The organism is Streptomyces sp. NPDC031111 (assembly GCF_055570675.1).
Genome location: NZ_JBVIGS010000013.1, coordinates 111,357 through 126,637 on the forward strand (window position 1 = coordinate 111,357; position 15,281 = coordinate 126,637).

Here is a 15,281-nt window from a genome sequence, read left to right on the forward strand (position 1 = left end):
GGACCCGAACCCACCACATCGTTCGGCTCGATCCGGAAGTCCGTGCAGTTGACCGTCGCCTCGGTCGGTCCGTAGGCGTTGATCACCGTCACGTCCGGGTGAGCCGACCGCCACGCGGCCAGGGCCTCACCGAGCAGGGCCTCGCCACCGGTGATCAGAGTCCCCGACGGGGAGACCTCCTCCGGGAGGGCTTCCAACATGCCCAGATGCGAGGGAGTGACCTTCATGAAGGACGGCTGTCCGGACGCGGCCGCGTGCTCGTCCAGCTCGGTCAGCACCACGCGTCCGCCGCTGACCAGCGGTGTGTACAGCGCGGTGACGGTCAGGTCGAAGGCGACCGACGAGTGCAGAAGCGCCGTACCGGACGCATCGGGATACACGTCCCGCGCCCGCTCCAGATACGCCCCCACCGACGCGTGCTCGACCACGACACCCTTGGGCCGGCCGGTCGAGCCGGACGTGTAGATGACGTAGACGGGGTCGTGAGGGTCGACACGGACGGCCTTCCGCGGAGCTTCGGCCTGCTCCAGCATGGCCGTGTCGTCGATGACGAGCGCGGGCGAGGCGTCGGAGAGGATGTGCGCGACCCGCTCCGCCGGGTACTCCGGGTCCACCGGAACATACGCGGCCCCGGCCTTGGTGACGGCGAGCAGCGCCACGACGAGTTCCACCGACCGCGGCAGCTTCACCGCGACGAACGAACCCCGCTCCACACCCTGCGCCCGCAGCCACCCGGCAACCCGCCCCGACCAGGCGTCCAACTCGCCATAGGTCAGCGACTGCTGGCCGCACTCGACAGCCACGGCATCGGGCGACCGCTCCGCCTGCTCGGTGAACAGCTCCGGCAACGACACGCCACGCACCGCGCGCGAGGCCCCCTGCCAGCCCGACAGCACCCGCTCCCGTTCGGCCTCCTCCAGCACCTCCAGCTCGGAGACCCGGGAGCCGCTCCCGCTGCCGACGACCCACTCCAGGACCCGCACCAGGCGCTGGACCAGCGATTCGGCGGTCGACCGGTCGAAGACGTCGGTGCTGTACTGGAGGGCGCCGCGCAGACCGCCCGGGGTGCCGGTCGTGCTGTGGGACTCGGCGAAGGAGAAGCCCAGGTCGAACTTGACGCGGTGCGTCTCCACCGGCTCATGGTGGACGGTGAGGCCGGGGAGTTTGGCGATCTCGTCGAGGGCCTCGACGGGACCGGCGTTGTTGAGGTTCAGCATGGTCTGGAAGAGGGGGTGCCGGGACAGCGAGCGTTCCGGGTTGACCGCCTCCACCAGCCGCTCGAACGGCAGGTCCTGGTGGGCGTAGGCCGCGAGGTCCGCCGACCGCACCCGCTCCAGCAGCTCCGTGAACGTGGGGTCGCCGGAGACGTCCGTGCGCAGCACCAGCGTGTTGACGAAGAAGCCGACCAGATCGTCGAGCGCGTCGTCCGTACGTCCGGCGATGGGCGTGCCCAGCGGGATGTCGGTGCCCGCGCCCAGCCGGGACAGCAGGGTGGCCAGGCCGGCCTGGAGCACCATGAAGAGACTGGTGCGGCTGTCACGCGCGACGCGGGTCAGCCGGTCGTGCAGTTCCGGCGGGAGTTCGAAGGTGACGACGTCGCCGCGGTAGGAGGCCACGGCCGGCCTCGGGCGGTCGAACGGCAGCGCCAGCTCCTGCGGGAGGTCCGCCAACGTCTCGCGCCAGTAGGCGAGTTGCCGGGCGGCCTCGCTGTCCGTGTCGCCCTCGGTGCCGAGGACGTCCCGCTGCCAGAGGCTGTAGTCGGCGTACTGCACCGGCAGCGGCGCCCACTCCGGGGCCGCGCCCCGCACCCGGGCCGCGTAGGCCGCCGTCAGGTCACGGGCCAGCGGGGCCCTGGACCACGCGTCGGTCGCCACGTGATGGGTGAGGAGCAACAGGACGTGCTCGTCGTCGCCGACCTCGAACAGGGTGGCGCGCAGCGGCGGTTCGGAGGCCAGGTCGAAGGGGTGGCTCGCCGCCTCGGAGAGGTCGGCGGGCAGACGGGTGGCGTCGGTACGGACGACGGCGAGGGGCGGGCGGGCCTCGTCGAGCACGACCTGGTGGGGTCCCTCGGCGTCCTCGGCGAAGACCGTACGGAGGGTTTCGTGGCGTGCGGTCAGGTCGGCGAGGGCGTTCTCCAGCGCCGTACGGTCGAGGGTTCCGGAGAGGCGGAGGGCGACCGGGGAGTTGTAGGCGGCGCTCGGGCCCTCGAAGCGGTGCAGGAACCACAGTCGGCGCTGGGCGTGGGACAGGGGGAGCCGGTCGGGGCGCGGGCGCACGGCGGTGATCGGGGTGCGGGCGGCGCCGTTGCCGGTGTCGAGGGCGCCGGAGAGGCCGGCGACGGTGGGGGTCTCGAAGAGCTGCCGGATGGCCAGCTCCGCACCCAGTGCCGTACGGATGCGGCTGACCAGTTTGGTGGCGAGCAGGGAGTGGCCGCCCAGGGCGAAGAAGTCGTCGTCGATGGTGACCGAGCCGACGCCGAGGACCTCCGCGAAGAGGGTGCAGAGAATGTCCTCGCGGGGGGAGCGCGGTGCCCTGCCGCCGCCGGCCTGCGGCCCGTAGTCGGGGGCGGGCAGGGCGCGTCGGTCCAGCTTGCCGTTGGGGGTGAGCGGGAATGCGTCCAGGGTCACGAACGCCGAAGGCACCATGTAGTCGGGGAGCCGGTCCGTGGCGAGGGCGCGCAGGGCGTCGGCGGTCACGGGGGCGCCCGCGGTCGCCGCGTAGGCGACGAGCCGCTTGTCGCCGGGCTGGTCCTCGCGGAGCAGGACGGCGGCCTGGGTGACATCCTCGTGGCCTGCCAGCACGGCCTCGATCTCGCCCAGCTCGATGCGGTAGCCGCGCAGTTTGACCTGGCCGTCGCCGCGGCCGACGAACTCCAGCTGGCCGTCGTGGTTCCAGCGCAGGACGTCGCCCGTCCGGTACATGCGGGAGCCGGGCGGGCCGTAGGGGTTGGCGACGAACCGCTCGGAGGTGAGGGCCGCGCGGCGCCAGTAACCTCGGGCGAGACCCGTACCCGCGATGTACGCCTCGCCGGGGACGCCGGGCGGCACGGGCCGCAGCCCGCTGTCGAGGACGTACACCTGGGTGTTCCAGAAGGGCCGGCCGACGGGGACCGGGCCGGTCGGGGCGGGCGCGCCCGCGGGGATGCGGTACTGGACGCTGTTGACGGTGGCCTCGGTCGCTCCGTACACATTGAGGACGCCGGCGTCGGGGCGGCGGGCCCGCCAGCGGTCGGCGACCTCGCCGAGGAGGAGTTCACCGCCCAGCATGATCAGCTCGCTGGGGGAGACCTCGGCGGGCAGCGCCTCCAGCAGGGCGAGCACACTCGGGGTGCCCTTGAGGAAGGTGGCCTCGGGGCCCTCGGCGGCCCGCTCGTCGAGGTCGGCGACGTGCACCAGACCGCCGGAGACGAGGGTGGTGTAGAGGGCGGTGACGGTGAGGTCGAAGGAGATCGGCGAGTGCAGCAGTGAGGTGCCGGTCATCTCCGGGTAGGCGTCGCGGGCCCACTGGAGATAGGCGCCGAGCGAGCGGTGCTCGATCACGACGCCCTTGGGGCGTCCGGTGGAGCCCGAGGTGTAGATCACGTACGCGGGGAGGCCGGGCAGGATCGGCACGGCGGGCGCGGTGGCGGGCCGGGCGGCGAGATCCTCGGTGCGGGCCGGGTCGTCGAGGAGGAGCCGTGGCGCGCCGGAGTCGGGGATGCCGGGGGCGAGTTCGCGGGTGGTGAGCAGCAGCGCCGGCTCGGTGTCCGCGAGCATGAACGCGATGCGGTCCGCCGGGTAGTCGGGGTCGACGGGCAGGTAGGCCGCGCCCGTCTTGAGGACGGCGAGCAGCGCGACGACCGTGTCGCAGTTCCGGGGCAGCGCGATGGCGACGAACCGCTCGGGTGCCGCGCCGTGCTCGGCCAGCAGGTGTGCGAGGCGACTGGATTGGGCGTCGAGTTCGGCGTAGGTGAGGGTGCGGCCGGCGCCGGTGACGGCGGGGGCCTCCGGGGTGCGGGCCGCCTGGGCGCGGAACAGGTCGAGGACGGTGGCGTCCGGGACGTCGTGCGCGGTGTCGTTCCACTCCCGCAGCACTCGGTCGCGTTCCGGGTCGGTGAGCAGGTCGAGGAGTCCGACGGGCTGGTCCGGGGCGGTGACGAGGGCGCGCAGGACGCGTACGAAGCGGTCCAGGATCCGCTGGGCGGTGGCCTCGTCGACGACGTCGGGACGGTGGTTGAGCCGGAACGTCATGCTGTCGCGGGCGGCCGCGATCAGCAGCAGCGGATAGTGGGTGGCCTCGCGGTTCTTGCCGGGAGCCAGGCTGATGGCCGCGCCGATGCCGGTGCCGGCGGTGCCGGAGCGGTTCACGGGATAGTTCTGGAACACCATGGAGGTGTCGAAGAGTTCGCCGTGCCCCACGGTGCGCTGGATCTCCGCCAGCCCGAGGTGCTGGTGCGGGGTGAGGGCGGCCTGTTCGCGCTGGACTCGGGCGACGAGCGCGGCGAGCGGCTCGGCGGCCCGCAGCCGCACCCGGGACGGCAGGGTGTTGATGAACAGGCCCACCATGCGTTCGACGCCGTCGATCTCCGGCGGGCGGCCCGAGACGGTGGTGCCGAACACGATGTCGTCGCGTCCCAGGTGCTTGCTGAGGGCGATCGCCCAGGCGGTCTGCACCACGGTGCTGAGGGTGAGGCCGCGGCCGCGGGCCAGCTCGGTGAGCGCCGCCGTCTCCTCCCGGGGCAGCTCGGCCCGGACCTCCGCGCCGGCCACGGCGGCGCGGCCGGCGCCGGGTGCCACGAGGGTGGGTTCGACGAGATCGGTGAACGCGTCGCGCCAGGCGGTGCGGGCGGCGTCCCGGTCCTGGTTCCCCAGCCAGGTGAGGTAGTCGCGGTAGGGGCGGACCCTGGGCAGGGCGCTGTCGTCGCCCGAGGCGTCGTAGAGCGCGAACAGGTCGCCCATGAGGACGGGCAGGGACCAGCCGTCGAGCAGGAGGTGGTGGTTGGTCAGCACCAGGCGGTGCCGGGCGGCGCCGAGCCGCAGCAGGGTGAAACGCAGCAGCGGGGGCCGGGCCACGTCGAAGCGGGTGGCGCGTTCGGCGGCGATCAGGCCGGCGGCGACGTCGGCGCGCTCGTCCTCCGGGAGACCGGTCAGGTCCCGCTCGTTCCACGGCAGCGGCACCTCCCGCATGACCAGCTGGGCCCAGTCGCCGTTCTTGCGCTGGCGGAACGCGACCCGCAGGTTGGCGTGCCGGGCCAGCAGCTTCTCGGCGGCGGCGCGCAGGGCGGCGGTGTCCAGCGCGCCGTCGATGTCGAAGGACATCTGCACGACGTACGGGTCGAGCTCGCCCTCGTCGTAGACGCTGTGGAAGAGCAGGCCCTCCTGGAGCGGGGCCAGCGGCAGGATGTCCTCGATCTTCCGCGCGGTGCGACTCACTTGCTGGCCTCTTCTTCCTTCTCGAAGTCGTGCGGTTCGTCGTCGAAGTCGTCGAACAGGTCGTCCAGTTCCTCCTCGAACGCCTCGATCTCGTCCTGACCGATCGAGGACAGGGAGACGTCGGAGGGGGTGAGGCCGCCCGCGTGCGGGTTCTCGGAGTGCGTGACCAGGGCGCGCAGGGCCTGGAACCACAGCTCGGCCAGCTCGCGCACCTCGTCCTCGTCGAGGATCCCCTCGGCCCAGGTCCAGAACGCGACCAGCTCGGAGCCCTCCGGGCCGTCCTCGGTACGGGAGTTGAGCTCCACCGGGTGGGCGAGCGGCAGCTGGGGCGGGTCGCCGGCGACGGCGTCTACGCCGGTGAGCGGAGTCCAGTCGGCGGCCCGTTCGCCGTCGGCGGCGGTGAAACGGCCGAGGTAGTTGAACGCCACGTGCGGGGCGGCGAGGCCGTCGAAGCCGGACGCGGTGGCCGGGTTGAGATGGCGGACCAGGCCGTAGCCCATGCCCTTGTCGGGAACGGACCGGAGCTGCTCCTTGATCCGTTTGACCGCGGAACCGGCCGCCTCGCCGCCCGCGAACGCCCGCGCGAGATCCACGCCGTCCGTGTCGAGCCGTACCGGGTACAGGTTGGTGAACCAGCCGACGGTGCGGGACAGGTCGGCGCCCTCCACGAGGTGCTCCTCCCGGCCGTGGCCCTCCAGGTCCAGCAGCAGACCGGGCCCGCCGTGCCGCCAGCGCGCCCAGGCGAGGGCGAACGCGGTGAGCAGGACGTCGTTCACCTCCGCGTGGAAGGCGGCCGGAACACGGGTCAGGACGGCTTCCGTGACGTCGGTGGGCAGGGTCATGGTGAGCCGCCCGGCCGTGGCCTGGACGTCCCGCGCCGGGTCCAGGGGCCGGCGGCCGGGCGGCGGCCCGGCGGCCCGCAGGACGTCCTGCCACCAGGCCGCGTCGGCGACCCAGGCGGACTTGCCGGCCTCCTCGGTGAGGCGCTGCGCCCAGCGCCGCAACGAGGTGCCCACCGGCTGAAGGGCGGGTTCCCGGCCGGCGGCGAGCGCCTCGTACGCCTCGGCGAGGTCGGGGATGAGGATGCGCCAGGAGACCCCGTCGACGACCAGGTGGTGGATGACCAGCAGCAGCATCCCGGGGGTGTCCCGGCCGCGGTCGAACCACACGACCTGCACGACCCGCCCGTCGGCCAGGTGCAGCCGGTCCGAGGCGTCCGCGCCCGCCTCCCGCACGAGGGCGAGGAGTTCGGCGCCCTCGACGCCGGAGGCGTCCACCCGCCTGATCAGAGCGCCCGCGTCGACGCTTCCCGGTTCCCGCACCTCCAGCCGCCGTCCGGGGGCCGGGGTGAGGCGGGCGCGCAGCGCGTCGTGGTGGTCCAGCAGGGTCTGTACGGCGCCGGTGAGCGCGTCGGCGTCCAGGGTGGCGGGTACGCGCAGCACGGCGGACATGTTGAACGCGTCCAGGTCGTCGGTGCGGGCGAGCAGCCAGTGCTTGATCGGTGTCAGTGGTACGTCGCCGATGCCGGCGCCGGGTTCCTCCGCGACGATGGCGCCGGTCTCGGTGACGACCTCGGCGAGTGCCGCCACGGTCCGGTGCTCGAAGATGTCGCGCACGGACAGTTCGAGGCCGGCCCGTCGGGCCCGGCTGACCAGCTGGATCGACATGATGCTGTCGCCGCCGAGGTCGAAGAACCCGTCGTCGACGCCGACCTCGGCCAGCCCCAGAACGTCCGCGAACAGCCCGCACAGCACCTTCTCCCGCTCCGTGCGCGGCGCCTCGGCCACCGTGTCGGTGCCGGGGGCGGGCAGGGCCCGGCGGTCGAGCTTGCCGTTGGCGGTGAGCGGCAGTTCGTCGAGCAGTACGACGAACGACGGGACCATGTAGTGCGGCAGCTGCTGTTCGAGGTGGGCGCGCAGCGTGCGGCCCAGCCCCGCGTCGTGGTCCCGGCCCTCCGGCACGACGTACGCCACGAGCCGCGTCGGGCCCCCGGTGTCCTCGCGGGTCACCACGACCGCGGTGTCGACGGCCGGGTGGTCGGCGAGGACCGCCTCGACCTCGCCGGGCTCCACCCGGAAACCGCCGATCTTGACCTGGTGGTCGGCGCGGCCCAGGAACTCCAGCTCGCCGCAGTGGTTCCAGCGCACGATGTCGCCGGTGCGGTACAGACGCCGGCCGGGCTGCCCGAACGGCGAGGCGACGAACCGCTCCGCCGTCCGGTCGGGGCGGCCGAGGTAGCCGCGGGCCAGCTGGGCGCCCCCGATGTAGAGCTCGCCGCGCACCCCCGGCGGCACCGGACGCAACCCCGCGTCGAGGACGTACACCGAGGCGTTCCACAGCGGCTGGCCGATGGAGGCCGCGGTGGGCCACTCGTCGATGTCCTCCGGGAGGGTCGCGGTGGTGGCCGCGTGGGTCTCGGCAGGACCGTAGATGTTGTGGGCCATCCGACGCCAGCCGCTCGCGCAGAACTCCCGCAGCTCGTGGCTGAGCCGGAACTGCTCCCCGCCCTGGAACAGGTCGGTGAGGGAGTCGAGCCGCTCGCCGGTGTCGGCGGCCGCCGCCAGCACGGCGTCGATCACCAGGGTCGGCGCGAACAGCTCGTTGACGCTGTACCGGGCGATCCACCGGGCCAGTTCGTAGGCGTCGCGGCGGACGTGCTCCTCCGGGATCACCAGGGTCTTGCCGACGACCAGCGCCTGGAGGATCTCCTGCACCGCGAAGTCGAAGGAGACCGCGAGGAACTGGGCCGTCCGGGTGCCGACGCCGCCGCAGTACGTCCCGGTGTGCCAGGCGAGCAGGTTGACCAGCGAACTCATCGGCATCACCACACCCTTGGGGGTGCCGGTGGAGCCCGAGGTGTACACGACGTAGGCGGGGTGCCGCAGGTCCAGCGGACGGACCCGGTCGGCGTCGGTCAGGTCGGCGTCCGGGGTGTCGGCGAGCGCCCGGACCGTCTCCGGGGCGTCGAGCACGACATCGTGGGCGAGGCCGTCGCCCAGCACCGGGCGGGTGGCCGCGTCGGTGACGACGACGCGGGGGCCGCAGTCGGCGAGGACGGCCCGCAGCCGCTGCTCGGGGGCCGAGGTGTCGAGCGTGAGGTAGGCGGCACCCGTCTTCAGGGCGGCGACCAGGGCCACCACCAGGTCGGCCGACCGGGGCAGGGCGATCGCCACGACGTCCTCGGCGCCCACGCCCGAGGCGGCCAGCAGACGCGCCAGCCGGTTCGCGCGGGCGTTCAGCTCGGCGTACGAGAGGGTGACGTCCTCGCCGAGCACCGCCGTCGCCCGGGGTTCGGCGGCGACCTGCCGCTCGAACAGCGTCGGCACCGGCACCGGGGCCACGTCGTGAGCGGTGCGGTTCCACTCCTCCACCACCCGCCACCGTTCGGCGGGCGCCATCACCTCCAGCCGGCCGATGGGCTGCCCCGGGTCCGCGACGGCACCCTCGAGCACGCGCAGCAGCCGCTCGGCGAACTCCTGCGCGGTGCCGCGGTCGAACAGGTCGGCGTTGTACTCGACGGCCGCCCCCAGCCCCTCGGGCTCGCCGTTCGGGCCGTAGCGCTCGTCGAAGAAGAACGCCAGGTCGAACTTGGCGCGTCCGGTCTCCGGCGCCCGCACGTCCACGGTGAGGCCCGGCAGCCGCAGGACCTCCAGGGCCTCCTGGTTGTTGTCGAAGCCGAGCAGCACCTGGAAGAGCGGGTGGCGGGCCAGCGAACGGGCCGGGCTCAGCACCTCCACGAGCCGCTCGAACGGCACGTCCTGATGCCCGTAGGCACCGAGGTTGGTCTCCCGGACCCTGGCGACCAGCTCGGCGAACGTCGGATCGCCCGAGGTGTCGGTGCGCAGCACCAGGGTGTTCACGAAGAACCCGACGAGGTCTTCCAGCGCCGCGTCGGTGCGGCCCGCGACGGGGCTGCCGATCGGGATGTCGGTGCCCGCGCCGAGCCGGGTGAGCAGGGTGGCGAGGGCGGCCTGCGTCACCATGAACAGGCTGGTGCCGGTCTCCCGGGCGAACGCGGCCAGCCGCGCGTGCAGCTCGGCCGGCACCTCGAAGGGCACCCGGCCGCCGCGGTGCGACTGCCGCGCCGGACGCGGCCGGTCGACGGGCAGCTCCAGCTCCTCCGGCAGCCCCGCCAGCGCCGTCCTCCAGTGGGCGAGCTGCCGGGAGATCTCACTGTCCGGGTCGTCCTCGGAACCGAGCACCTCACGCTGCCACAGCGTGTAGTCGGCGTACTGGACGGGCAGCGGCGTCCAGGCAGGCGCGTCACCGCGGGCGCGGGCGGTGTAGGCGAGGGACAGATCGCGGGCGAGGGGCCCCATGGACCAGCCGTCACCGGCGATGTGGTGGACCACCAGGACGAGCACCCGCTCCCCGTCGTGCGCGGAGAACAGCCAGGCCCGCAGGGGGAGTTCGTTGGTGAGGTCGAAGGGGTGGGACGCCGCGTCCCGCACCCGGTCGTCCAACTCGCCGTGGGTGACGTCGACCTCGGTCAGTTCCGGCGCCGCGTGGCCAGCCGGCAGGACGATCTGCCGCGCCCCGCCCGCGTCCTCGGCGAAGAGGGTCCGCAGCGACTCGTGCCGGGCGACGACATCGGCGAGCGCCTGACGCAGCGCGGCCCGGTCGAGCGCCCCCTTCAACCGCAGCGCCACCGGGATGTTGTACGTGGCGCTCGGCCCCTCCAGGTGGTTGAGGAACCACAGGCGCTGCTGGGCGAACGACAGCGGGACACGCGCGGGGCGGGCCACGGCCGTGACCGGCCGGCGGGCACCCGCGGCCTCGTCCAGCGCCTCCACGACGCCCGCGACGGTCGGGTTCTCGAAGAGCCGGCGGATGGACAGCTCCACGCCGAGCACCGCGCGGATCCGGCTGAGCAGCCGCACCGCGGACAGCGAGTGGCCGCCGCGGTCGAAGAAGTTGTCGTCGATGCCCACCGAGGCGACGCCGAGCAGCTCGGCGAAGACGGTGCACAGGATCTGCTCCCGCGGGCTGCGCGGCCCCCGGGACCGGGCGGGCCACACCTCCGCCGCCCCCGCGTCCGCGTCCCCGGGCACCTCGACGAGCCGCAGCTCACCGTCGGCCGACCAACGCGCGGACCGGCCCGTGCGGTACATCCAGCCCGCCCGGCCGAACGGACACGGCAGCCACCGCTCCTGCTCCGCGGCCTCCCCGCCCGGACCGGAACCCGTCACATACAGCCGGCCCACGACCCCGGGCGGCACCGGAGCCAGGGCGTCGTCGAGGACGTACGCGCGGGCGCCGTCCGCCGTACCGGGCAGGGACGCACCGGCCAGGGCGGCGGCCACGGCGGGCCGGGCCGCGTCGCTCCACTCGTCCAGCACCGCCGTCCGCTCGGCCGGGTCCAGGACGTCGACGGAGCCGATCGTCCGGTCGGCGCCCCGGGCCATCGCGGTCAGGAGGCGCACGAAGCGGTCGGCCACGGAGCGGGCGGTGCTCCGGTCGAACAGCTCGGCGGAGAACTCCAGGTCACCGGTGATCCCGGCGGGCCGGCCCGCGCCGTCGAAGCGTTCCGTCAGCTCCCAGTTGAGGTCGAACTTGGTGTCCTCGATGGGGAGCCGCTCCAGCTCCACCGCCAGCCCCGGCAGCCGCGCCTCCTCGGCGACGATGGCGCGCGGGTCGGTGTTGTGCAGGGTCAGGCACACCTGGAAGAGGGGGTGCCGGGACAGCGAGCGCTCCGGGTTGACCGCCTCCACCAGCCGCTCGAACGGCAGGTCCTGGTGCGCGTACGCCTCCAGGCTCCGGGCCCGTACGCGCTCCACGAGCTCGGTGAACGTCGGGTCGCCCGAGGTGTCGGTGCGCAGCACCAGCGTGTTGGCGAAGAACCCGACCAGCTCCTCCACCGCCGCGTCGGTACGGCCCGCGATCGGCGAACCGACGGGAATGTCGGTGCCCGCGCCCAGCCGCGTCAGCAACGCGGCGAGCCCCGCCTGGAACACCATGAACAGACTGGAGCGCGTCGTCCGCGCCAACTCGGTCAGTGCTTCGTGCAGTTCGGCCGGGATCCGCAGCGACACCTGCCCACCGCGCTGGGTGACCACCTCACTGCGCGGCCGGTCGAACGGCAGCTCCAGCTGGTCGGGGATTCCGGCCAGGGTGCCGGTCCAGTAGGCGAGTTGGCGGGAGATCTCACTGTCGGGGTCGTCCTCGGAGCCGAGGACGTCCCGCTGCCACAGGCTGTAGTCGGCGTACTGCACCGGCAGCGGCGCCCACTCCGGGGCCGCGCCCCGCACCCGGGCCGCGTACGCCGTCGCCAGGTCACGGGCCAGCGGACGCATCGACGCGCCGTCGCCGGCGATGTGGTGCAGGAGCAGCAGCAGGACGTGCTCGTCGTCGCCGACCTCGAACAGTGTGGCCCTCAGGGGCGGTTCCGTCGCCAGGTCGAAGGGGTACCGCGCCGCGTCCGCCAGCCGGGCCCCGAGCCGCTCCTCGTCCACGGCGACGACGTCGAACCCGACGGCCACCTCGTACGGCTCCAGGATCACCTGGGTGAAGCCACCCTCGTCCTCGGCGAAGACGGTCCGCAGGCTCTCGTGCCGGGCCACGACGTCCGCGAGGGCCAGCCGCAGCGCCTCCCGGTCCAGGGCGCCGGTCAGCCGCAACGCGCCGGGCGCGTTGTAGGCGGTGCTGCCGTCCTCCAGCAGACTCAGGAAGCGAAGCCGCTGCTGGGCGTAGGAGACGGGGACGCGGGCGGGCCGCGGCCCGGCCGTGACACCGGGACGCTGTACGGGGACCGGGGCCGACCCCTGCTCCAGCGCGGCGGTGACACCGGCGACGGTGGGTGTCTCGAAGAGCTGGCGGATGGGGAGTTCCGCGCCGAGGACGGTGCGGATCCGGCTGCTGAGCGCGGTGGCCAGGAGGGAGTGTCCGCCGAGTCGGAAGAAGTCGTCGTCGATGGTGACGCCGTCGACGCCGAGGACTTCGGCGAAGAGGGTGCAGAGCACTTCCTCCTGGGGAGTGCGGGGAGCCCGTCCCTCACCGGTTTCCTGGTCCTGCTCGGGGGCGGGGAGGGCGCGGCGGTCGAGCTTGCCGTTGGGGGTGAGGGGGAGTTCGTCGAGGGTGATGAAGGCGGACGGGACCATGTAGGCCGGGAGGTGCGCGGCTGCGTGCGCGTGCAGGTCGTCGTCCGTGTCGGTGCCGACGATGTACGCGGTGAGGCGCTGGTCGCCGGGGCGGTCCTCGCGGACGATGACCGCGGCCTGGGTGACGTGCGGGTGGGACATCAGCACGGCCTGGATCTCGCCGAGTTCGATGCGGAAGCCGCGGACCTTGACCTGGTCGTCGACGCGGCCGGCGTAGACGAGCTGGCCGGTGTGGGTCCAGCGGGCGGTGTCTCCGGTGCGGTACATGCGTGCGCCGGAAGGCCCGTAGGGATCGGCGACGAACCGCTCCGAGGTCAGGTCCGGACGGTTGTGGTAGCCGCGGGCGAGGACGACGCCGGCGACATACAGTTCGCCGGTGACGCCGGGCGGGACCGGGCGCAGGCGCTCGTCGAGGACGTAGGCGCGGGTGTTCCAGAACGGCCGGCCGATCGGCACGGGACCCGAACCCACCACATCGCCGGGCTCGATCCGGAAGTCCGTGCAGTTGACGGTGGCTTCGGTGGGTCCGTAGGCGTTGATGACGGTGACGTCCGGGTGGGCCGACCGCCAGGCGGCCAGGGCCTCGCCGAGAAGGGCCTCACCGCCGGTGATCAGGGTTCCCGAAGGGGAGGTCTCTTCCGGAAGTGCTTCGAGCATGCCCAGGTGGGACGGGGTGACCTTCATGAACGAGGGCTGTCCGGACGCGGCAGCGTGTTCGTCCAGCTCGGTCAGCACCACGCGTCCGCCGCTGACCAGCGGCGTGTACAGCGCGGTGACGGTCAGGTCGAAGGCGACCGACGAGTGCAGGAGCGCCGTACCGGACGCATCGGGATACACGTCCCGCGCCCGCTCCAGATACGCCCCCACCGACGCGTGCTCGACCACGACACCCTTGGGCCGCCCAGTGGAACCGGACGTATAGATCACATACACCGGGTCGTGAGGGTCGACACGGACGGCCTCCAGCGGAGCTTCGCCCTGCTCCAGCATCGCCGTGTCATCGATGACGAGCACGGGCGAGGCGTCGGAGAGGATGTGCGCGACCCGCTCCGCCGGGTACTCCGGGTCCACCGGAACATACGCGGCGCCTGCCTTGGTGACGGCCAGCAGCGCCACGACGAGTTCCACCGACCGCGGCAGCTTCACCGCGACGAACGAACCCCGCTCCACACCCTGCGCCCGCAGCCACCCGGCGACGCGCCCCGACCAGGCGTCCAACTCGCCGTAGGTCAGCGACTGCTGGCCGCACTCGACAGCCACGGCATCGGGCGACCGCTCCGCCTGCTCGGTGAACAGCTCCGGCAGCGACACCCCACGCACCGCGCGCGAGGCCCCCTGCCAGCCCGACAGCACCCGCTCCCGCTCGGCCTCCTCCAGCACCTCCACCTCGGAGATCGGGGACTTGTCGCCGCGGTCGGCCACCCACTCCAGGACCCTGACCAACCGGCCCATGTGGCCGATGAGTTCGTCCTCGCCGTACAGCTCGTGGTGGCCGTCCAGTTCGACGCGGATGCCGGCGCGGGATTCGGCCGTACCGTAAAAGTTGATCTTCAGATCGTTGACGGGGCCGGTGGACAGCGGGTGGGCCACGGCGGGGGTGGTGCCGAAGAGGGGCTCGCCGGCGAAGGCCATGATGTTGACGGTCGGGCCGAGGCGGGCCTGGCCGGCGCCGGAGAGGCCCAGTTCGTGGATGAGTTCCTCGCCGCGGAAGCGCTGGTGGCGGATGACGTCGGCGAGGGACCGGGACACCTGGGCGGCCAGGTCCGCGAAGGGCGTGTCCGGGGTGAGCGTCACGCGCAGGGGCAGCACGTTGACCATGGCGCTCGGGGTGGTCAGGGACGTACGGCCGGTGCGTCCCGCGAGCGGCAGGCTGAAGGTGAAGTCGGTGCGGCCCGTCATCCGGTGGAAGAAGGCGGCGGTGCCGGCGAGTGCCAGGGCGGGCCACTGCACGCCCAGGCGGGCGGCCGTCTCGGTGAGACGGTGGGCCAGCGGGGCCGGCAGGGTGTGGAGATGGCGGCGCACGCTGTGGGTGCTGGTGGACGCGCGGCCGGCGAGGGAGACCGGGTCGGGCAGGTCCGCGAAGACCTCCCGCCAGTGGGCGCGGTCCTGGGTGTGCCGTCGTGAGCCGGCGTAGGCCGCCTCGTCGGCGACGACCCGGTCCAGGGTCGCGAAGCCGGTGGGCGCGGGCTCGTCCCCGGTGAGCAGGGCGGAGTAGAGCGCCGCGACGCGGGCGGCGTAGACGGACTGGCCGAAGCCGTCGAGGACGGCGTGGTGGTAGCCGTGGAAGTACCAGTGCCGGTCGTCGGCGAGGGTGAGCAGGGCCTGTTCGCTCACGGGGCCGCGGGTCAGGTCGAAGGGCCTGGCCATGCGCGCGTTCATCCACCGGTGGGCGGCGGCCTCCGGGTCGGCGGCCGAGCGAAGGTCGAGGAACCGCAGGGGTTCGGGCTCGGTGGGCTCCACGAGCTGGTGGAGGGTGACCTCCGGGCCGCTGTCGGTGTCCCGCTCCTCCTGGGCGAAGTACGAGCGCAGGGCCTCGGTCTCCTCGACGCCCCGCCGTACCGCCTCGGCGAGGACCTCGGTGTCGACCGGGCCGGCGATCTCGTAGTAGCCGCCGCAGTTGTAGAGGGGGCTGTCCGCGTGCAGGTGCTGGGCGACCCAGATGCCGGACTGCGCGGCGGAGACGGGTCGACGGAGCAGACGGGCTTCGGACATGGCGGTGCGGTCCTCTCAATTCTGCGGAGGTGGTGGACTGCGGGGGGAGGGCTGCGGGCGC

General features: G+C 73.3%; 2 protein-coding genes (1 of these 2 only partly in view). Both read right to left on the minus strand.

Annotated features, from left to right (window positions below; genetic code table 11):
• Window positions 1-5,411, minus strand: the start of a protein-coding gene (locus ACZ470_RS25825; RefSeq protein WP_468430861.1) for a non-ribosomal peptide synthase/polyketide synthase. The gene continues 15,007 nt to the left of window position 1, outside the view; only the first 5,411 of its 20,418 coding nucleotides appear in the window; its start codon is at window positions 5,409-5,411; its stop codon lies beyond the left edge, outside the window.
• The gene (locus tag ACZ470_RS25830; RefSeq protein ID WP_468430863.1) at window positions 5,408-15,220 is read right to left on the minus strand and encodes an amino acid adenylation domain-containing protein; all 9,813 of its coding nucleotides are present in this window, start codon (window positions 15,218-15,220) and stop codon (window positions 5,408-5,410) included. Before ACZ470_RS25830 ends, ACZ470_RS25825 begins: the two co-directional genes overlap by 4 nt.
• Window positions 15,221-15,281: the final 61 nt, after the last annotated feature.

Bases quoted from the DNA above. Each gene is read 5' to 3' on its own strand.
- ACZ470_RS25830 (WP_468430863.1), bottom strand. From the start codon at position 15,220: ATGTCCGAAGCCCGTCTGCTCCGTCGACCCGTCTCCGCCGCGCAGTCC.